The organism is Hydrogenophaga sp. IBVHS1, from assembly GCF_002127265.1.
In the GTDB taxonomy this organism is placed as follows: domain Bacteria; phylum Pseudomonadota; class Gammaproteobacteria; order Burkholderiales; family Burkholderiaceae_C; genus Hydrogenophaga.
The window spans coordinates 386,304-405,147 of sequence record NZ_NFUU01000003.1 but is presented as its reverse complement, the minus strand read 5'-3'; the positions used below and the strand labels follow the sequence as shown (position 1 = coordinate 405,147).

21 protein-coding genes are annotated in these 18,844 nt (G+C 61.0%); 7 read left to right on the top strand and 14 right to left on the bottom strand.

What is annotated here, in order from left to right; all coding sequences use genetic code 11:
* Positions 1-30: 30 nt before the first annotated feature.
* From CAP37_RS19735 to gph, 3 genes are read left to right on the top strand one after another with little or no spacing between them, the layout of a single operon-like run.
* Positions 31-1,125 carry a class 1 fructose-bisphosphatase gene (locus tag CAP37_RS19735; RefSeq protein WP_086126248.1) on the top strand — a complete coding sequence of 365 codons (1,095 nt, stop codon included), beginning with the start codon at positions 31-33 and terminating at the stop codon, positions 1,123-1,125.
* Between the two features lie 42 nt (positions 1,126-1,167).
* A complete protein-coding gene (locus tag CAP37_RS19730) occupies positions 1,168-2,043 on the top strand; it encodes a phosphoribulokinase (protein ID WP_086126245.1) in 876 nt (291 codons plus the stop codon).
* 1 nt (position 2,044) lies between these two features.
* A complete protein-coding gene (gene gph, locus CAP37_RS19725) occupies positions 2,045-2,749 on the top strand; it encodes a phosphoglycolate phosphatase (protein ID WP_086126241.1) in 705 nt (234 codons plus the stop codon).
* 61 nt (positions 2,750-2,810) lie between these two features.
* On the opposite strand, the gene CAP37_RS19720 is transcribed toward gph, so the two are convergent.
* Genes CAP37_RS19720 through CAP37_RS19680 form a run of 9 tightly spaced genes read right to left on the bottom strand, consistent with a single transcriptional unit; the run spans position 2,811 to position 10,725 of the window.
* Positions 2,811-4,037, bottom strand: coding sequence for an NAD(P)/FAD-dependent oxidoreductase (locus CAP37_RS19720; RefSeq protein WP_086126239.1), 1,227 nt, complete (start codon positions 4,035-4,037; stop codon positions 2,811-2,813).
* Positions 4,034-4,609 carry a MarR family winged helix-turn-helix transcriptional regulator gene (locus CAP37_RS19715; protein ID WP_086126236.1) on the bottom strand — a complete coding sequence of 192 codons (576 nt, stop codon included), beginning with the start codon at positions 4,607-4,609 and terminating at the stop codon, positions 4,034-4,036. The genes CAP37_RS19720 and CAP37_RS19715 overlap by 4 nt, the downstream gene beginning before the upstream one ends.
* Before the next feature lie 28 nt (positions 4,610-4,637).
* Positions 4,638-4,961, bottom strand: coding sequence for a 2Fe-2S iron-sulfur cluster-binding protein (locus CAP37_RS19710; protein WP_086126234.1), 324 nt, complete (start codon positions 4,959-4,961; stop codon positions 4,638-4,640).
* Positions 4,962-4,973: 12 nt separating this feature from the next.
* Positions 4,974-6,212 (bottom strand): cytochrome P450, encoded by a 1,239-nt coding sequence (locus CAP37_RS19705; RefSeq protein ID WP_086126232.1) that lies wholly within the window; start codon positions 6,210-6,212, stop codon positions 4,974-4,976.
* A 23-nt stretch (positions 6,213-6,235) separates the two neighbouring features.
* Entirely contained in the window at positions 6,236-6,949 is a 714-nt protein-coding gene (locus CAP37_RS19700) for an ABC transporter ATP-binding protein (RefSeq protein ID WP_086126229.1), read from the bottom strand.
* Between the two features lie 4 nt (positions 6,950-6,953).
* Positions 6,954-7,706 carry an ABC transporter ATP-binding protein gene (locus CAP37_RS19695; protein ID WP_086126225.1) on the bottom strand — a complete coding sequence of 251 codons (753 nt, stop codon included), beginning with the start codon at positions 7,704-7,706 and terminating at the stop codon, positions 6,954-6,956.
* Positions 7,703-8,656: a branched-chain amino acid ABC transporter permease gene (locus CAP37_RS19690; protein ID WP_086126222.1), complete on the bottom strand. Its 954-nt coding sequence runs from the start codon at positions 8,654-8,656 to the stop codon at positions 7,703-7,705. The genes CAP37_RS19695 and CAP37_RS19690 overlap by 4 nt, the downstream gene beginning before the upstream one ends.
* A gap of 4 nt (positions 8,657-8,660) precedes the next feature.
* Positions 8,661-9,527, bottom strand: coding sequence for a branched-chain amino acid ABC transporter permease (locus CAP37_RS19685; protein ID WP_086126219.1), 867 nt, complete (start codon positions 9,525-9,527; stop codon positions 8,661-8,663).
* A 31-nt stretch (positions 9,528-9,558) separates the two neighbouring features.
* Positions 9,559-10,725: an ABC transporter substrate-binding protein gene (locus CAP37_RS19680; RefSeq protein ID WP_086126216.1), complete on the bottom strand. Its 1,167-nt coding sequence runs from the start codon at positions 10,723-10,725 to the stop codon at positions 9,559-9,561.
* A 232-nt stretch (positions 10,726-10,957) separates the two neighbouring features.
* On the opposite strand from CAP37_RS19680, the gene CAP37_RS19675 reads away from it, so the two are divergent.
* The 4 genes from CAP37_RS19675 (at position 10,958) to CAP37_RS21625 (ending at position 14,256) form a co-directional block, all read left to right on the top strand.
* Positions 10,958-11,440 (top strand): hypothetical protein, encoded by a 483-nt coding sequence (locus tag CAP37_RS19675; protein ID WP_086126213.1) that lies wholly within the window; start codon positions 10,958-10,960, stop codon positions 11,438-11,440.
* A gap of 252 nt (positions 11,441-11,692) precedes the next feature.
* Entirely contained in the window at positions 11,693-12,154 is a 462-nt protein-coding gene (locus tag CAP37_RS19670; protein WP_086126210.1) for a mobile mystery protein A, read from the top strand.
* Entirely contained in the window at positions 12,145-12,735 is a 591-nt protein-coding gene (locus CAP37_RS19665; RefSeq protein WP_086126207.1) for a mobile mystery protein B, read from the top strand. Before CAP37_RS19670 ends, CAP37_RS19665 begins: the two co-directional genes overlap by 10 nt.
* A gap of 504 nt (positions 12,736-13,239) precedes the next feature.
* Positions 13,240-14,256 (top strand): hypothetical protein, encoded by a 1,017-nt coding sequence (locus tag CAP37_RS21625; protein WP_143435992.1) that lies wholly within the window; start codon positions 13,240-13,242, stop codon positions 14,254-14,256.
* A gap of 19 nt (positions 14,257-14,275) precedes the next feature.
* On the opposite strand, the gene CAP37_RS19655 is transcribed toward CAP37_RS21625, so the two are convergent.
* From CAP37_RS19655 to CAP37_RS19635, 5 genes are all read right to left on the bottom strand, one after another.
* The gene (locus CAP37_RS19655; RefSeq protein ID WP_256927065.1) at positions 14,276-14,788 is read right to left on the bottom strand and encodes a thermonuclease family protein; all 513 of its coding nucleotides are present in this window, start codon (positions 14,786-14,788) and stop codon (positions 14,276-14,278) included.
* Complete coding sequence (locus tag CAP37_RS19650; protein ID WP_143435991.1) at positions 14,788-15,837, bottom strand: hypothetical protein; 1,050 nt, start codon at positions 15,835-15,837, stop codon at positions 14,788-14,790. The genes CAP37_RS19655 and CAP37_RS19650 overlap by 1 nt, the downstream gene beginning before the upstream one ends.
* Before the next feature lie 63 nt (positions 15,838-15,900).
* Positions 15,901-17,706 (bottom strand): hypothetical protein, encoded by a 1,806-nt coding sequence (locus CAP37_RS19645; protein WP_086126198.1) that lies wholly within the window; start codon positions 17,704-17,706, stop codon positions 15,901-15,903.
* Positions 17,707-17,709: 3 nt separating this feature from the next.
* Complete coding sequence (locus CAP37_RS19640; RefSeq protein ID WP_179190297.1) at positions 17,710-18,330, bottom strand: hypothetical protein; 621 nt, start codon at positions 18,328-18,330, stop codon at positions 17,710-17,712.
* A gap of 99 nt (positions 18,331-18,429) precedes the next feature.
* The coding region (locus tag CAP37_RS19635; RefSeq protein ID WP_086126193.1) for an ATP-binding protein at positions 18,430-18,844 on the bottom strand (415 nt) is incomplete at its 5' end.

Here is an 18,844-nt window from a genome sequence, read left to right as displayed (position 1 = left end):
TCCATCAACACCCCGCACGCGGAGCACCTCATGCCACTCACCGGACGTCGCACCCTGACGCAATACCTGATCGAACAGCGCCGCCGCTTCCCCGAAGCGAGCGGCGACTTCAACGCACTGATCCTGGACGTGGCCATGGCGTGCAAGGCCATTGCGCGCGCCGTGGCCTTCGGCGCGCTCGGCGACATGCTCGGCAACCACGCGGCCCCGGATGGCAGCGAGGGTGGCACGGTCAACGTGCAGGGCGAGACGCAGAAGAAGCTCGACGTGCTGAGCAACGACTACTTCGTGCGCATCACCGAATGGGGCGGCCACCTCGGTGGCATGGCCTCCGAAGAGATGGACCTGCCCTACCAGATACCGGCGAAGTTTCCGCGCGGCAAGTACCTGCTGGTGTTCGACCCGCTCGACGGTTCCAGCAACATCGACGTGAACGTGTCGGTGGGGAGCATCTTCTCGGTGCTGCGCGCGCCCGTGGCCGATGGCCGCGACATGACCGAAGCCGACTTTCTGCAACCCGGCACGCAGCAGGTGGCGGCTGGCTATGCGCTGTACGGGCCCACCACCATGCTCGTGATCACGGTAGGCAACGGGGTGGCCGGCTTCACGCTGGACCCCAACCTGGGCGAATTCATGCTCACGCACCCCGACCTCACGGTGCCGGCCGACACGCAGGAGTTCGCCATCAACGCGTCCAACAGCCGCTTCTGGGAACCACCGGTGAAGCGCTATGTGGACGAGTGCCTTGCAGGCAAGACCGGTCCGCGCGGCAAGGACTTCAACATGCGATGGATCGCCAGCATGGTGGCCGAGGCGCACCGCATCCTCATGCGCGGCGGCGTGTTCCTGTATCCGCGCGACAGCAAAGACGCCGCCAAGCCTGGCCGCCTGCGCCTGCTCTACGAGGCCAACCCCATCGGTTTCATCATGGAGCAGGCCGGTGGCCGCGCCAGCACCGGCCGCGTGCCCATGCTGGGCGTTCAGCCCGAGTCGCTGCACCAGCGCATCGGGCTGGTGTTTGGTTCGAAGAACGAGGTGGAGCGCATCGAGCGCTACCACGCCGAACCGCAGCAGAAGGAACCCGACAACCCCCTGTTCCACGAGCGCAGCCTGTTCCGCGTCTGACGTGTCTGCCCGAACCGCTTTCCAACTTCACGGGACATCCCCATGTCTGAGCGCCACCCCATCATCGCCATCACCGGCTCGTCGGGCGCGGGAACCACATCGGTGACCCGCACCTTCGAGAACATCTTCCGGCGCGAGAGCGTCACCGCCGCCATCATCGAGGGCGACAGTTTTCACCGTCACGACCGCCAGCAGATGAAACTGCGCCAGGCCGAGGCCGAACGTGCGGGCAACCGCAACTTCAGCCACTTCGGCCCAGAGAACAACCTGTTCGCCGAGCTCGAAGCGCTGTTCTCGAACTACGGGCGCAACGGCACCGGCAAATCGCGCAAGTACCTGCACGACGCCGAGGAAGCCGCGCCCTACCAGCAGGAGCCTGGTACCTTCACGCCGTGGGAAGACATTCCCGCGCGCACCGACCTGTTGTTTTACGAAGGCCTGCATGGCGCGGTGATCACGCCTGAGGTCAACATCGCCCAGCATCCCGACCTGCTGATCGGCGTGGTGCCCGTGATCAACCTCGAATGGATCCAGAAGCTCTGGCGCGACAAGTCCAAGCGCGGCTACAGCACCGAGGCCGTGACCGACACCATCCTGCGGCGCATGCCCGACTACGTGAACTACATCTGCCCGCAGTTCGCGCACACGCATGTGAACTTTCAGCGCGTGCCCTGTGTGGACACCTCCAACCCCTTCATCGCGCGCGAAATTCCCGCGCCCGACGAGAGCTTCGTGGTGATCCGTTTTGCCAAGCCCAAGGGCATTGACTTCCAGTACCTGCTGAGCATGGTGCACGACAGTTTCATGTCGCGCGCCAACACCATCGTGGTGCCCGGCGGCAAGATGGAGCTGGCCATGCAGCTCATCTTCACGCCGTTCGTGTGGCGAATGATGGAACGCCAGAAACGGGTGGCCTGAGATGAAAGGTTATCCCTACGACCTGATCCTCTTCGACCTGGACGGCACGCTCATCGAGACCGCGCCAGAGATCGCGGACGCCGTCAACGACACACTTGCCGCCTTTGACCGTGAACCCGTGACGCAGCAGCAGGTCAACGACTGGATCGGCCACGGCACGCGCGAGCTGCTGATCCAGGCCATGGCCCATGTGGATGGCGTCGACGCGCAAACCGTGCGCCACAGCGAAGCCTTTGCGACCATCGAGGCCGCGTTTGGCCTGCATTACGAGCTGCGCTGCGGCACGCGCAGCCAGCTCTACCCGGGTGTGCGACTCATGCTGGAGGCGCTCAGGGCCGCCGGCGTGAAGCTCGCGGTGGTCACCAACAAGGAAGAACGCTACACGCGCGTCGTGCTGGACGCCCACCAGCTCATGCCGCTGTTTCACCGCGTGATCAGCGGCGACACCCTGGCGGTGAAGAAACCGCACCCGGCGGCGGTGGACGATTGCCTGATGCGTTTCAGCGTGGCGAGAGATCGCGCCCTGTTCGTCGGCGATTCCAGCATCGACGTGGCCACCGCGCGCAACGCTGGCATTGCCGTGTGGGCGCTGACCTATGGGTACAACATGGGCCAGCCGATCGAGGACAGCCGGCCCAACCGGGTGATTTCGGATTTTTCAGCGCTGGCGGCTTTGTTGCCTGCGCGGGTGGCGGCGGACGATTGATTGGCTTCACGCAGGAAGACGAGCTGTTCACGTGCACATGAAAGCTTGAGTGTCAGGAACTTCAGGCCAGCATCGACTTCAGCGGGACCGAAGGATCGGCTAGAGAGGCTGCATTCACCAACCCGCCGGCCTCGATCAACTTGCGCGACATCATGTGGTCCAGCGGTGCGTTGACCGATTCGGCGCACAACAACCGTCCTTCATGCAGGTGAAACAGCGTGAAACTGCTGGCACTCGCCCCAGCACGCCGTATGGTCTCCTGGGAGGTTGGCAAAAGCCCCGCCATCTGCAGGCGCATCGGGCCTTGCTCTGACCAGAACCAAGGCAAGGACCTGTACGGCTCGTCGCGTCCCAGCAGTGTTGCAGCTGCCGTGCGAGCTTGATCGTTGGCGTTCTGCACGGACTCCAGCCGAATCCGCGCACCACCCGTCGTCGGGAATGCAGCGCAGTCGCCGATGGCCAGAACAGCCGGATCTGACGTGCGCATGCAGGCGTCCACCACGATCCCGTTGTCCACCGCCAAACCGCAGTCGGCGGCCAGTCGCGTTTCGGGCACAGCGCCGATGCCGAGTAACAGCTCGTCCACAGCCACGCGATTGCCGTTCACTTGCATCGACAACAACCGATCCTCTTGCAACTCGAAGCCTTCGATGCGAACACCGATCTGCACCTCGGTGCCCATGCTTCGGTGGTGCGCCAGCACATGTTCGCTCAGCGATGCCGAAACTGAGCGTCCCAGCAAGCGTGGTGTCACCTCCAGTACGGTCACTTCCAGCCCTAGCTGGCGCGCAGATGCGGCGAGTTCCAGGCCAATGAATCCGCCGCCCAGCACAGTGAAGCGCCGGCCCGCCGCGACCGTCTCGCCCAGCCGGGTGCGCAGGCTGCGCGCGTGTTCAGCATCGCGCAGCACATGCACATTGCTCAAGCCGGGGGGCAAGGCATCCAGGGTGCGTGCGCGTGTGCCAGTGGCCAACACCAGGTGTTGGTAAGCCAGCACGGTGCCCGAGCGAAGCAGAACCTGTCCGACTTTGCGGTCGATGGAGTCGACCGGGTCACTCAGGTGAACCTGGATACCCTGCTCGGCGTACCAGGCTGCCGCTTTGTGTGGTGCGACGGTCTCGTCAGCGTTCTTGAGAAAACTCTTTGACAACGGCGGACGCTGGTACGGAAGCTCGTTTTCAGCGCTCACCAGGTGCACACGCCCACCTTGCCCCGCTTCGGCCAAGCCGACGCACAGGGCCGCAGCGGCATGACCACCACCCGCAATGACGATCTGGTCTGTGCTCATGCATCGCTACCGCGTGCGCGGCGCAGTTTCGATTTCGGGTAGTGGCGCGTCAGGTAATCGTGCGTTGCCTTCTCGACTGCGGGCAGGTTGTCGTGTAGACGGCGCAACAAGCCAATGAGCGTCTCGCGCTCCTTGTCGTTGAGCACGCTGAGAAACGCGCGCTCTCGCTCCATCGCCAGCTCCAGGATTTTGTCGTGAAGGGCTCGGCCTTTGGGCGTGATGGTGGCCACGCGCAAACGGCCATCGGCGTCGTCCAGACCGATGGTGATGAGCCCGCGCAACTGCATGCTTTTGAAAGCGCGGCTCACGGAGGCCTTATCCATGCCGATGGTGCGCGAGATCGCCTGTGCGGTCAGCGATTCTTCGATCGCCAGCAGCACCAGGAGGCGCCAGGTCTCGATACCGACGTTGAACGCGCTGAGGTAGGCGGTGGAGGCGCCGCCCGAGAGTTTGTTGGCGATCCAGGTGAAGAAAGCCGGCGCATAGCGCTCGAGGTCGACCACCGCGGCGTTGTCTGCGACTTTGGACGAGGCCTTGCGCGTGGGCACCAAGGCGAGAGGCAACTTGCTCATGGGATGGTTTCGATGGACGACGAAGGCCCTATTGTTGCCTCTCGGGCAGTCGCACCACCAGGCCGTCGAGAGCGGCCGACAGCTTGATCTGGCAACCCAATCGGCTATTGGGCAGGCGCTCGCTGGCGGTGCATTCCAGCATCTCCAGCTCTGTGTCCAGCGGAGCTGGCAGTTGGTCGGCAAACGACTCGTCCACATACACGTGGCAGGTCGCGCACATGGCAGACCCGCCGCACTCACCGACGATCCCGCGCACACCGGCTGACACTGCGGCCTGCATGAGGCTCTGGCCCTCCGGCACCTGCAGCGTGCGGCTCAACCCGCTGGCATCGATCAAGATCACATCAACCATGGGAATGTCCTCTCAGGCGGTGACAAGGCGCACCGGCATGGAGGCCAGCGCGCGCAGCGTATTGTTGAGGCGGCGCTGCGGCGCGCGGATGAGTTCGATGCGCGAAACGCGTTTGGCCAGCGCGGTGAGCACCACCTCGCCTTCGAGCCGCGCCACCACCTGCCCCACGCAACCGTGGATACCGGAACCAAAGGCCATGTGACCCGTCGGGCGGCGTTGGATGTCGAATCGGTCGGGGTCCGGCCACTGGCGTTCGTCTCGGTTGGCTGCGGCGAGGAACGTGACGATCTTGCTGTCTTTCGGAATCTTCACACCGAACAGCTCGGTGTCTTTCGAGGTGGTCCGGAAGAAGGTCTGCACCGACGATTCAAAGCGCAGGGCCTCCTCGAACGCGGGGCGGGCCAGCGTGTGGTCCGCGCACAGCTGTGCATACTGCTCCGGGTGGTTGGCCATGCACAGGATGGCGTTGCCGATCCCGTTGACTGTCGTGTCCACGCCGGCAGAGAGGAAGGACCGCACCAGCAGGGGCGCTTCCTCAACGGTGATTTCGCCGCCGTCGGCCGCCTGGTAGATCAGGTCACCAAACCCGCCGGGGCGCAGGTTCTCGCGCTGGCAGTGGGCCATGATCCAGGCCGTCACGGGCTGCACCAGCTCGGCCGACTTCTGCAGGCGTTCGTTGCGCGGACCAAATGCGTTGAAGATCATGTTGCCGTAGAGCAGCAGGTTCTCGCGGTTCGCCTCACCCACGCCCACCGCGTCCGGGAACACCTTGAGTGGATACACCTCGGAGAGGTCTTTCACCGCGTCGATGGTTTCGCCGGCCGCCTGGCGCGCCAGCAATCGGTCCACCAGCGACTCGGCCTCGGCCGTGAAGGTCGCGCGGATCTGCATCACTGTTTTGGGCGAGAGGATGCGCGCCAGGATTGCACGGGCCTTGGTGTGCGAAGGCGGGTCCGCTTCCAGGATCAGGCTTTTCGGCCTGAACGGCGTTTCCTTGTTGAAGTTGGCCAGCCCGACGCCGGCACCCGAGATGTAGGTGGCGTGGTCGTTGAAGACGGCGTGCACGGATTCGTGGCGGGCGCAGGCGTAGATGCCGTAGGCGGGAATCCATACCACCGGGCCGGCTTCACGCAGTTGGCGGTGGGCCTCGTACGGGTCGGTCAGGAAAGCGTCGCTGTAGGGATCAACGTCGACCACCGGCACGCCCGTGGGTGCGGTCGCAGTGTCGGGGGAAAGGGTGGCTGTGTTCATGGGACCTCCTGTCGTGTGGGTTGTCAATGCGCGCCGGCCACGCCGACATAGCGCTCCAGCAGATCCTTGCGCTGGCTCAGGGCGGCGCTCTCGCTCTGGTGCACCACCTCACCTCGCTCGAGTACCACTGCGCGGGGAGCAAATCGAAGCGCGTCGTCTACCTTCTGCTCCACCAGCAGCACGGCCACGCCAGTGTCCTGCGCGAGGTGCTCGAAGGCGCGCATGAGTTCGATGCAGATGATGGGCGCGAGCCCTTCCAGCGGCTCGTCCAGCAACAGCAGACGGGGTTTGCCCAACAGCGTGCGGGCCACGCTGAGCATCTGCTGCTCACCACCCGAGAGTTGCTGACCGCCGTTCTGGCGACGCTCGGCCAGGCGCGGGAAGAGTGCGTAGGCTTCGTCCAGCGCACTGCGCGGGCGGCCCTTGAGGCCGGCCAGCAGGTTCTCCTCGACCGTGAGGGAGGGGAAGATATCGCGCGTCTGTGGCACGTAGCCGATGCCTGCATGAGCGCGCTCCCGGGCCGACCACTTTGTGATGTCTTGCCCGTCCAGGCGCACCTGGCCGGTCTTCACGTCAGCCAGACCCATCACTGCCTTGAGCAGCGTGGTCTTGCCCACGCCGTTGCGACCGATGAGCGCCAGCCGCCCGCCGGAGGCGAGCGACAGGTTCACGCCGTGCAGCACCTGGACGGCGCCATAGCCAGCCGTCAGGTTGTCGATGTGCAGCAGATCGGTCATGCGATCAAGCCTCCGCGCCGAGGTAGGCGGTGCGCACTGCCGGGTGGCAGCGGATCTCCAGCGGTGTGCCCTCAGCCAGCAGCGCGCCTTCGGCCAGCACCAGCATGCGGTCGGCGAAGTTGAACACCAGGTCCATGTCGTGCTCGATCATCAAAATGGCGAGGTCCGCGGGCAAGGTGTCGAGCGCGTCCAGCACCACTTGGCGCTCGCCGCTGGGCACGCCCGCCATGGGTTCGTCCAGCAGAAGCACCTGCGGCTTGAGCGCCATGGCCAGGGCAATTTCAACCAGGCGCTGCTCGCCGTAGGCCAGCTCCACCGGGCAGCGCCGGGCCAGGATGTCGAGGCGCAGGGTGTGCAGGATCTGAGCGGCCTCGTCACGCACGGCATGAAAGCCGTCGAGTGCGCGAAACATCTGGTTGACCGAACCTTCGCGCTGGTGAATGGCCAGCTCCACCTGACGATAGATGGGCAGATCGAGTGCGAGTTGCGTGATCTGGAACGTACGCGCGAGACCACGTTGCACGCGTTTGGGCTGAGGCAGGTGCGATACGTCTTCACCTTTAAGCCACACACTGCCCCGGCTGGGCGCGAGCGCGCCGGTGATGAGGTTGATCAGCGTGGTTTTGCCTGCCCCGTTGGGTCCGATCAGGCCGACGCGGTTGCCCGGGTGCAGCGCAAACGACACGTCCCGTGTGACATGCAGGCCACCGAAGGATTTGTGCAGCTGGCGCACGTCCAGCAAAGGCTGTGCGCTCATGCGGCCTCCCGAGGCGTAGGCAATATGCGGGCCACACGCTGGCGCAAGGCTTCAAACAGGCGCGCTCGCGGCACGAGCACCACGAACACCAGCAGCCCACCGATGATGAACAGCCAGTGGTAGGGGTTGATGGCCGAGGCGGTGTGGTGGATCAGCATGAACGCCGCCGTGCCGCCGATGGCACCGAACAGGTTGCCCGCACCGCCCAGCACAAGCATCACCAGGGCTTCGGCCGAGAGCTCGAAACCCAGCGTATCAAGACCCACGATCTGGTTGACCTGCGCGTTGAGCGCACCGCCGATGCCGGCGAACGCGCCCGCCAGCGTGTAGAGCTTGAGCAGCTGCCCGCGCACCGAACCGCCGATGGCTGCCGTGCGCATCCGGTTCTGGTGGATCCCCACCACCGACAGGCCGAAAGGCGATCCCATGAGCCGGCGCATGGCCCACAGGCAGATCAGCATGACCACGAAGCAGTAGACAAAAGCCACCTTGCCATAGAGATCGAATGACCAGACGCCAAAGATCTTCTGAACTTCAAACCCTGTAAGGCCGTCCTCCCCGCCAGTCCAGTCGCGCAGCTTGCTGGCACCGTTCTGGGCGATCTGGCCCACTGCCACGGTGAGCATGAGGAAGGTCAGGCCCTCGTAGCGCAACAGGAACAGTCCCGAGAGCCATGCGAGCAGTGCACCGGCCGCAGCTCCCGCCAGCAGGCCGATCAGCGGGTTGCCGGTGAGGTGCATGGCCAGCAGCCCCGCCGCGTAAGCGCCGATGCCGAACAGCGCCGAGTGGCCCAGCGTGGCGAGTCCGCCGTAGCCCACCACCAGATCTAGCGACATCACGAAGATGGCCATGGTGGCGATGCGCGCGGCCAGCGGCAGCTGGTCCGGAAACACGAAATAGATCAGCGTGGCGAGGGCCACCAGCAGAAGGTAGGGCAGGGAGCGTTTCATGGCATCAAACCTTGCGAGCCACCAGCAGGCCGTGCGGCCGCCAGGCCAGCAACAGCGCCATGGCCAGAAAGAAGAACAGCGAGCCCCAGTCAGAAGCGAGGTACTTGCTCGCGGTGTCGATGATGCCCAGCGTGAGCGACGCGGCCAGCGAACCGGCAATGCTGCCCATTCCGCCGACGGCCACCACCACCAGCACCAGCACGAGGTACTTCACAGGGTAGTAGGGCTCCAGCGGCATGAGTTCCGCGCCCAGAATGCCACCCAGACCGGCCAGTGCCGCGCCCACTGCGAAGGTGGTCACGTAGACCAACTGCACCGGTATGCCCAGGGCCGATGCTGCGCCTGTGTTGTCCACCGTGGCGCGCAGCCACACGCCGAAGCGCGACTTGTTGAGCACCCAGAACGCAGCCAGCACCACTAGCACACCACTGGCGATCACAAGCAGGCGCTGCGCGGGCAAGGTGCGGATGCCGAGGTCCACCGCGTGCGAGAGGGCGGGCGGCAATGGAATCAGCTGTACTTCAGGGCCTGCCAGCAGGTTGGCCGTGGCCACGAAGAGGAACGTGAGGCCGATGGTGAAGAGCACCTGCTGCAACTCGGTGCGGCGATACAGGCGGCGCAGCACCGTCACCTCCAGCAAGGCACCGAGCAGGCCGGTGGCCAAAACAGCCAACGGCACCCCCACATAGAACGACAGGCCTTGCTCCCGAACCAGCCAGGCAGCGATGTAGCCGCCGGTCATGGCGAAGGCGCCGTGGGCCAGGTTCACGAAGCGCATGAGGCCGAGCGTGACCGACAGGCCCACGGCGATGATGAACAGCACCATGCCGTAGGCAATGCCGTCGATCAGGATGTTGGCGAGCAGGGTCACGCAGCGGCCCTCTTTCTTGTCTGGCGTGCGTTTACTTGATCAGGCCGTGGTCGACCTGTGGCCCGAAGTTCTGCACTTCCTTGTTGACCATCAGGCCACCCGCGCCTTTTTCCACCGTGCGCAGATACACGTTCTGCGTGATATGGCGCGTGTTGGGGTCGATGCTCACCGGGCCGCGTGGGCTCTCCCACTTGTGGCCCTTGATCGCAGCCATGGCCTTCTCACCATCGCGCTGGCCCCCGGTGGCTTCGATCATCTTGTGGATCACGGCCATGCCGTCCCAGGCGCCGACGGTTGCGTAATTGAGCACCGCGTCCTTGTTGACCTTAGCCACCGCCGCGGCGAAGGTCTTGTTGGCGGCCGAGTCGTGCGCCGCGCTGTAGTGGAAGGCGGTGGTCAGGCCCAGGGCCGAATCGCCGAATTTCTGCAGGTCGAACTCATCGGTTTCAGCGGTACCCAGAAACTCCACACCGGCCGCTTTCAGGCCGTTCTCGTTGTACGCCTTCACAAAGCCCAGGTTGGGCGGGCCACCGGGCAGGAACACATACACGGCTTGTGCGCCACTGGCCTTTATGCGCTGTGCAAACGGCGCGAAATCGGTGGTGCGGATCGGCATGCGGATGCTCTCCACCACCTCGCCGCCCTGCTTGGCGAACTCGGCCTTGAAGGCGTTTTCCGCGTCCACGCCCGGGGCGTAGTCGGTGACGGCCGTCACCACTTTCTTGATGCCCTTCTTGGCCGCGTGCTGGGCCAGCGGCACCGTCACCTGCCACAGCGTGTAGCTGGTGCGCACGTAGTAGTCGCTCTTGGTCGTGATGTCGGAGGTGGCGGCGTTGAACACCACGAACGGTGTTTTCGATTCCTGGATCACAGGTGCCACGGCAAATGCGTTGGGCGAGAACACCACGCCGCCGAGATAGTCGACCTTGTCCTTGATCACCAGCTCCTGCGCCAGGGTGCGCGTGTTGGCAGGGTTGGGGCCGCCCTCATCGCGGAAGATGAACTCGATCTCCTTGCCGGCGAGCTTGCCGCCCTGCTGCGCGACATAGCCTTCGGCCCCTGCCTTGAACAGCGCGCCGTAGTGGGCGAAGGGACCCGAGAACGGGGCAATGATGCCGACCTTGACGGTCTGGGCAGCAACGCTGCCCATGGCGAACGCGGCAGCGAGCGTGCCGACCAGCTTCCATTGAAAACGCATGGTTGTCTCCTGAGATGGTGCTTGCGCTCTGGACGGCGAAGCTGATCGCATCATAGGAAAACTAGTTGAGATACCAACTAGTGGAAACCCCAACCAAATTCGCGCCTGTTTGTCCCTGCCTGGTGGACAGCGAGCCCGTGGAGGCCGTTGGATTCGCGCAAGGTGCTCATTCCCTCACGGACGCGCGGGCCGGGGGTAGGCAGAATTCCAGCAGAACAACTTGGTCTCTGTGATGTCCGTCATACCTTTCCCCTCGTCGCCGTCCCGCTCGCGCTCGGCAGACGCCGCGTCTTCCCAGTCTTCCTTCCGACCCAACCCGCCTGCCTACGCCACCCTCGATGCCGAGGCGGTGGATGAGTTGACCTACCAGGACTTCTTTCTGGCCATTCGCGTCGATACCGAGGGCGGCCCGGCGGTCATTTCGCCGGACGACGAATTCAAGCTGGTGCAGTACCTCGAATTCCACGGGCTGCGCCTGCCCAGCGCGGTGGCCGCGGAACAGCTCCGCGAACTGTGCAACACCCTGCGCTGGACCTACGGCCACGCCGTGCGGCTGGCGGTGCGCGACAGCAGCGACCTGGCGAGGAAATGCGCGGGCCTGAGCGCCGACAAGATTGCCTATGTGTGCGCAGTGGCCAGCCAGCAACCCAGCCTGGCGCGTGAACTGGCGCGGGGGGTGTTCAAGGACCGGGCGAGCCAAGTGTTCTTTTACTAGCCCCTTCAGGGCCTGCTGCCTATTCCTGTAAAGCGGATTTACCGGGATTTCCAGTAATTGACCCCAGCCGACATCTGCACAAGATGAAGACTTTCTGGATCTATGTCCAGAATCACCATGGGGCGTACCTGCCTGCTTCTGAAAAACGAAGCAAGAATACACAAATTACTTCACTGCAAAGAAGCAAAATAGTGATAATCGATTCATCATAGGCTATCATAATAGCTGGAACAATCAGCCCATAGGCTAACGATGACACCCGAACTCAACCAACTCCGACTTGAGCAGCTGCAGGCAAACTTGTCCAGCTACGCAGACTTGGTCAAACGGCAGGCCCCGCCACGGGGCTGGTTGAAGCTCATCCGGGAGTCCTTGGGACGCACGGAACGCCAGCAGGCTCAGCGGCTGGGTATTTCCGGGTCGACGCTGCACAAGTCCGAACAGTCCGAAGCGGATGATCGAATCTCGCTCGCGCAGTTGCGAAAGCTCGCGGATGGGCTCGAATGCGAACTGGTCTACGCCCTGGTTCCCCGGCGGCCGCTTACGGAAATGGTCCAAGAACGCGCCCGCACCATCGCCGAGGAAGAGGTGGGGGGCGTGGCCCATACCATGGGTCTGGAAGACCAGCGCCCGGGCGCCGACCGGCTGCGCAAACAGGTGGAACGCAGGACCGAGGAACTGCTGCGGGGCAGGTGGTCGGACCTATGGCGATAGACCTCGATGAGCAGGATGGCCAGACCCCGCTGGACCTGGATGAGAAGGCTGGGCTCATCCCTGAGCACCTGACCACCAAGGGAGATCTGAACGAATGGGAGCAGGAGAACATGCTGCGTGCCGTGCGCTGGCTGAAGCGGGTGCGCTCGCCGGACGTGCTCAGCGAAGGGTTCTGTCGGACGCTGCACGCCAGGATGTTAGACCAGACCTGGTCATGGGCGGGCACATTTCGCAGCTCGGACAAGAACATCGGCTGCGAATGGACACAGGTGGGCGTCAAGCTCGCGCAGTTGTTCGGGAACACACAGTGGTGGGTCGACAACGCCACGTTCCCTCCCGACGAAATCGCTGCGCGTTTTCACCGCGACCTGGTCTGGATACATCCGTTTCCCAACGGCAACGGGCGCCACTCCCGAATGATGGCTGATGCCCTTCTTCGCAGTCTTGGTCGACCTGCGTTCTCCTGGGGCAGCGGCGGCAATCTGGTCGCCGCCAGTGAAGTGCGGGCCCAGTACCTGGCTGCCTTGCGAGCCGCAGACCAAAACAATTACCAGTTGCTGTTGGCGTTCGTCCGCAGTTGAACTACAACAACCACTTTGCCCAAGCAGGGCATGGTCAGCGGCTGTAGGTGGAGTCAAAAGGCAAGAAGCCTCACCCTTGCGCCACAACGACTTACGGGCGTGTCGAACCCATAACCTGAGATGAGTTGAAGCAAAAGGGGAGAAAAAACTCCAGCGTCACAAAGTCTCATCGGTTCTTGTCCAAGTTTCATCAGGGTGACCAGTCGCAAGTCGGGCTGAATCGTACGTCAATGGCGCCAAGACATCCACCCGAAACGCAGCATCGTTTGTAAACCTCGTCCGTTGTGCGGACCAGAAACCGCGAGACCTTCCACCCTCGACCTCAGCTGTGCGCTTGCAAACGGCTGCATACGTTTCTAGCCTGCGATAGAACCAGCCTGAGCGCCCAAGGGGCTCCGCAATCGCCAAGGCGTCGCCTTTGGGGATGGAGTGTCAGTGAAAGCCACTTCACTTCCGTTGGTATGCTGCGCTTGTCACGCAACTTATCTGGGAGGCACTCAATCAATGTCGCGCATCCGCTACCACCTCTCGAATCACGCACGAGAAGAAAGCCTGCCACTCCGATTTGGCCTCGTGATTCCAGGACCAAAGCTATTCATTGAAAACCTTGTTGAAGACGAGTCTGCAACCCAATCGCAACGTCTGAGCGACCGGGACAAGGGTAGAGAGCACATCGTTGCAGACATGTGGACTGCCAGGGAAAATGGAGATTGCCTCGGCAGAGGTCGGCTCGTTGTCGTTGCTCCAAGTCCAGACAGGCTCGACCCGGTCGTTGTGACCGTATTACCACTGGATGGGTTGGCGTTGCGCACCTCACAGAACCTTTCGGAGTTCCTTCGAAACGAGCGTGCGAAAGAGGGTCGGGAATGGTTGACGCCAGAGTACATCGCCCAAGAACTCCATCCGTTGGTTGTTCGTGGCGAAATGACCAACCAAAGTCAGCTTGCTGATTACATTGCGGAGCGGCTTAACCGGCCGCTCCGGGAACAAGCGGAGAAACTGTCAAAAGAGAATGCCCACATTCGCTCGGTAGCAGAAGAAGCAATCACGGTCGTACTAAATCTTGAAGAGCGCGTCACAGAGAGTACTACCCGGGCGGCCCAGGCAGAGCAAGGTGAGAGGGACGCGCTTCAGCGACTTGAGGGAGCCATTCGAGCACTCAAGGCGCTTGAATCGACCAAAGTGGCATCCTTTGATGAGTTGCCGTCACCAGCGTCCGAAGTAACCCGAGCCTGGAGCTCACGTACTGGCTCTGGCTACTTGAACGTCGGCCTCGAAGCCAACATCGTCAGCGTTTCTCGCCGTGAGAATCGTACGCGACTCACGTACATAGACCAAAGTCGAAAGTCGAAAACAATTGAGGATTTTGGCTACCAGGGTTTCGTGGAGAGGGTCCATGCGTACCTCGAGGCTCGGGTCGGCAAGCGTGCGGTTTTTCTTGTTACCCAACTAGCGGACAAGCCGCTGCGACTCGCATCTGACACGATGATGCTGCCCCAATACAAAGAGCTCTGGGACTGAAATCTCTGGAGTTGGAGCCCTATCTAATCCGTCGGAAGTCCCAGGGAGCAACTGGCATAGGGTCACGCCAAAGCCCCTGGCGGGCCTCCCGCGCAGCCTCTTCTGCACGGGAGTAGGCCAACCTATCCTTAGGTTGTTGCTCAAGTTCGTATGCCTTGTAGTGCCATGCCATACCGCGACTGACCTGTACAAGGTTGGCATCCAGATTCCCAGCCTTCACTTTGCCAACAATGCGTCCGTACCTGTCGACTTTTTCGTACTCGACGGTTACAACCTGACGAAATACCAACTCGGAAAGGCTTTGACGCGAGCGGTCTCCGAATGCCTGTTTTTTTTCGGGTGCGTCGATGCCCGCCAACCTGACACGATGAGAGCGTTTTGCCGCATCCAAAACAGTGACAGTGTCTCCATCTGAAAGTTTAATGACGACACCTTCAAGCGTAGTCGTCCCACATGCCGCACTTCCCCCAAAACTCAGCAGCAAAGCGCCTAATAAGTGACCAATTCGTTGCCGACAGAAATTCACAAACACTACCTGCGCGCCTCGTAGATGTAGAAATAATTTTCGACAGACAGGCGTGCTCGGTCTGAGGCCACTGCATCTGCAATCGTGTTCTTGATGCTCACGTAGTGACGGCACTGTGGGTCTGCAGCCTTGCTTGCGTTGAAGATGCCTTGAATGCTTCTCGCGAAGTCACCGAGGCTGACAGGTGACTGCAATGCAGTTTCGATATTCGGGAGAGAGCGGGCATCAGCTTCGCGATGAGCGGGCCACGCCGGCTGAACGACAATGCCTGCTGGATTGAGTTCCAAGGAAAACAAGTATTCCGGGGCACCCGACTCATTGGCCCAGCAAGGCGGATGGTCTCTCCCGCCACGCGCCTCGAGTCTGCGCTTGAAGAATGCCACTTGACCACGCAGGTCGGAGTTCTCTTTTCGAGCTACTTCAATAGACACTCCACTTCTTGCGAGCTCGGATTGAGCGCGGGCAGCAGCCACCACCGCCTCAATCGTTTTGGACTCGTCGCCGGGTGAAAGCGTCTGGCCAAGTCCGTCCCTGAGGTTCTTTTTCAGAAGCTCGGCGGTTGAGATTGAGCGCCGCACGAATGGCAACAATTGCTCGGGCGAAACAGTCTTTGTACTGCTGGGTTTTACGTCTGTGGTCGCCGCCGAATCCTTGGCTTGCTTCATTGCTTCCCGAACCTCCTTCTGCAGAACCAATGCGGAGAGCACCTCATCCGGTGGGACGTTCTGCTTGTCAGCGACCGTTTCGAGTTCCTTGCGCAACTCAGTCATCGCTGAAAGTTGGGCATCAAGGTCCTCAACTTGCATGACGAGCTTGTCTCGCTCGACGCGTATCTCTTGTGCAGAAGTCAGTCGCGATATGGTCTCTTCGAGTTGGACTGGCGCGCTTCCAGCCTTGATGAGTGCTTGTGACAGTTCCGACTTCGCAGCCTGAAGCGCAGCCAAAGTCTCCTCCGTCGAACGAGCTTCAGCCAACGCTGTCTCTGCCACTTCTCGTGCGGCCTGCTCGCGTACGACAAGGTATCCAAGCAGCAAAAGAAGAATGAAAATCAGCATGAATGCGATTTCAGTGAGAGACAGCTGAAAAACTTGGTCGCTTCTTGGGTTGACAGCCATTTGTTAACCCTCGAGTTGATTTGTCTTCGTTGCTTGCGCTTGTCCGTTGGCGCCTCCAGTGGATGGGGTTTTCTCTGGCATCGAGGTGTCTGGCGCTGAAGCAGGCGCCCATGTTGACGAAGCTGAGTCTGAGATTTCGGGCGAGCTGCCTGATTGTCCAAGTGGCGCTCTTGGAGCGGCAAGAAGAGTCCCTCCATTGGTGCTCAAGGGCGCAATGTGCGAAGGCGCTGTCGAAATTTGGCCCTCAAAACGCGTGGTCTGAGACTGCCAGGTATTGAGATGTTGCCTATCGGAATGAGCAAGATGCCCATTTGTAAGCGGCCCTACTTGTTTCACGAACTCATGCATGCTTTGTACGAGCTCATTGACTTTGGTGAAAGTCAGGTCTGCACGTTCTGTGAGCATTTCAAGTGCTCGCGAAGTTACTCGCTCGGCCTCCACCGAGACTCCATATTTCGCGGCGGCTTCACCGGCCAGACTGGCGGAGGATTGCAAAAGCGACGAAGCAGATATTTGTGCAGCTGCGCTGGTTCCCAGTTGCTCAACGACACGGTCAGTCGCGGAGACGACGGCATCCATACGACTCGCAAGTGCTGTGCTGGCCGACGTTTGCACGGAGAGTTGTTCGGTCAGCAAAAGGATGTTTCTGGCAACCACCTCGCGACTGTCAGCCGTCTCGCCGACCAATTTGCTTACATGGCTGCTTAACGTGGAACTGGTTTCATGCCCGACCCGGAGCTCTGCCACCATCGAGGTCAACAACGCATCAAAGGATTCAAGCTTTGAAGATAGTTGCACCAAGGCGTTAAGTTGCCCCTGAGCCGTCTCCAAGACCATGTGTTGCTGCCCTGAAAGTCGAAGGATTGAATCCATCGCCGTCTCAGCATCAGCAGACTTGTGTTGAACAGACACAAGTGAACTCGACAAAGCCTCTGCGGTTTTTGACATTTCCGCACCGGCGCTCACCACTTTCAGGGCAATTTCGCCCGCCGCCGATTCAAGCTGACTGAGGGGAGCTGCGAGGCGTTTGGCAAAGTAGTCATCTGGGAATGTCGTCTTTTGCAGTCGTGTGCTCACCGCGTGTGCGAAATCGTCGACTCGCACTTCGATGCTTCCCAAGTGTCCTCGCATCCCAGAGGCATAGCCATCAACGGATGTAGCAAGGCGAGAACTTGCCTCGCGCACTTCGTCGAGAGCTTTTGTGAACCCCTCTTGATTTCGGTTGGTCAGGTCTGAGAAAAACCCAGTCAGCTTGTCTGCATGATTTTTCGAGAGTGCTTCAACTTGCAAATTGACACGCTCAATACTTGAGCGAGTGGCTAAATCCACTCGGGATTCGAAGTCCTGCAATCGTTCGAGCGCCATCGTCAACCGTTCAGTGAATGCTCGTGTGGCACCCAAAAGCGTGTCCTCTGCGTCTCGGATGGCGTCTGACACGTCAACGCGAAAGCTCACCAGGTACACCCGTATGCCCAAGCCCAACACCGTACTCACCATCGCAGCGCCGAAGCGCACAGCGATGTCTTGAATCTTGGCGCCGATGTTGGGCAGGTCGAACAGACTGAAGATGATGGATGTGATGGTGAAGATGAAGCCGAGGTAGTAGGCCGAATCAGCAAACTTGTCGTCGCTCACGTCTGAATCACGGCGGAACAGTCCGAGCCAGATGTAGACGACCATGATGCAAATGGGCACACCAAAGCCGAGAATCCAAGGCGATTGAAAATACCAGCCAAGACCTGAGCTCAAGACCTTGAGCACCAATGCAATGGCAAAAAGCTTCTGAACACGGATGTCGCGTATGTTCACAGGTCAACCTTCTAAAGGACGCACGTCCACCAAGCGCGCTCCAGACTTGATGAAGTAGTTCTCCCAAAACAGGAGGCTACGACGGGTCTGGAGCTGGGGGGCGTTCAACAGGTAATGCAGTTCGACTTTGACGTCCTTGAGGTCAGCTTGGGTTTTACGACCGTAGTCGGTACCCGAGAAGTCCTCAAAGTTGGGCGTCGCTCGATACATCGAAAACGCGCTTCCGTTGTGCAGCATGTCTGACATCAGAAAAAGGCGCCGCTCGCCCTTGACGTCGTGTTTACGAAACCCATTGATGGCTACCAGTTGCAACATCTCAAGAATGGGCGAGGCTTTGGCTGGTTGTGTCCCCTGCAGGGCTTCTCCCTGACGCATCAAGGGTTTGATGAATTTCTCCTCATACGTCTTGCGCACACGCTCGACGTTACTGGTCATCGCGCTCTTGTTTTCTCCGGACCCTGGGTTGCACAACTCGACCAGAGGCTCTGCATTCGTTTTGAAGTCCTCACCCAAGACGAAGACCGAGAGCAGATGACCTTCGGGCACGCGCTTTTTTACGAGTTCATCAAGAAACACAGCAAAGGATTGTTTTTGCGTGAAGTTCAAGGGGTCTGTGGTGTCCACGAGTAGCACGAAATGACCTGTCGGACTGTTGATTTCCACGCAAAGCTGACCCACCATTTCCATCGAATCTTGACCCACCCTGGTTCGTGAGCTTCACGCTCACGTTGTGGATAAGTTCTTGGCTGTCTTCTCCTTTCTGGTGGTCTGTGGTGGTTGCTGTGCGGAGCTGTTCTTGAATCGGTAGCTGTCGTTGCCGGTTTCCAGAATATGGCAGTGATGCGTGAGTCGGTCCAGCAGTGCCGTGGTCATCTTGGCATCCCCGAACACACTGGCCCACTCGCTGAAGCTCAGGTTGGTGGTGATCACGACGCTGGTGCGCTCGTAGAGTTTGGACAGCAGGTGGAACAGCAAGGCGCCTCCTGATGCACTGAACGGCAGGTAGCCCAACTCGTCCAGAATCACCAGATCCACATATGCAAGCCGGTGGGCCATCTGCCCTGTCTTGCCTTGGGCCTTCTCTTCTTCCAGCGCATTGACCAACTCTACCGTGGAGAAGAACCGCACCCTTCGGTGA

Coding starts and splice junctions, on each gene's coding strand:
- CAP37_RS19735 (WP_086126248.1), top strand. CDS start 31: ATGCCACTCACCGGACGTCGCACCCTGACGCAATACCTGATCGAACAG.
- CAP37_RS19670 (WP_086126210.1), top strand. CDS start 11,693: ATGACACCCGAACTCAACCAACTCCGACTTGAGCAGCTGCAGGCAAAC.
- CAP37_RS19675 (WP_086126213.1), top strand. CDS start 10,958: ATGTCCGTCATACCTTTCCCCTCGTCGCCGTCCCGCTCGCGCTCGGCA.
- CAP37_RS19715 (WP_086126236.1), bottom strand. CDS start 4,609: ATGAGCAAGTTGCCTCTCGCCTTGGTGCCCACGCGCAAGGCCTCGTCC.
- CAP37_RS21625 (WP_143435992.1), top strand. CDS start 13,240: ATGTCGCGCATCCGCTACCACCTCTCGAATCACGCACGAGAAGAAAGC.
- CAP37_RS19710 (WP_086126234.1), bottom strand. CDS start 4,961: ATGGTTGATGTGATCTTGATCGATGCCAGCGGGTTGAGCCGCACGCTG.
- CAP37_RS19695 (WP_086126225.1), bottom strand. CDS start 7,706: ATGAGCGCACAGCCTTTGCTGGACGTGCGCCAGCTGCACAAATCCTTC.
- CAP37_RS19730 (WP_086126245.1), top strand. CDS start 1,168: ATGTCTGAGCGCCACCCCATCATCGCCATCACCGGCTCGTCGGGCGCG.
- gph (WP_086126241.1), top strand. CDS start 2,045: ATGAAAGGTTATCCCTACGACCTGATCCTCTTCGACCTGGACGGCACG.
- CAP37_RS19665 (WP_086126207.1), top strand. CDS start 12,145: ATGGCGATAGACCTCGATGAGCAGGATGGCCAGACCCCGCTGGACCTG.
- CAP37_RS19705 (WP_086126232.1), bottom strand. CDS start 6,212: ATGAACACAGCCACCCTTTCCCCCGACACTGCGACCGCACCCACGGGC.
- CAP37_RS19690 (WP_086126222.1), bottom strand. CDS start 8,656: ATGAAACGCTCCCTGCCCTACCTTCTGCTGGTGGCCCTCGCCACGCTG.
- CAP37_RS19680 (WP_086126216.1), bottom strand. CDS start 10,725: ATGCGTTTTCAATGGAAGCTGGTCGGCACGCTCGCTGCCGCGTTCGCC.
- CAP37_RS19700 (WP_086126229.1), bottom strand. CDS start 6,949: ATGACCGATCTGCTGCACATCGACAACCTGACGGCTGGCTATGGCGCC.
- CAP37_RS19720 (WP_086126239.1), bottom strand. CDS start 4,037: ATGAGCACAGACCAGATCGTCATTGCGGGTGGTGGTCATGCCGCTGCG.
- CAP37_RS19650 (WP_143435991.1), bottom strand. CDS start 15,837: ATGCTGATTTTCATTCTTCTTTTGCTGCTTGGATACCTTGTCGTACGC.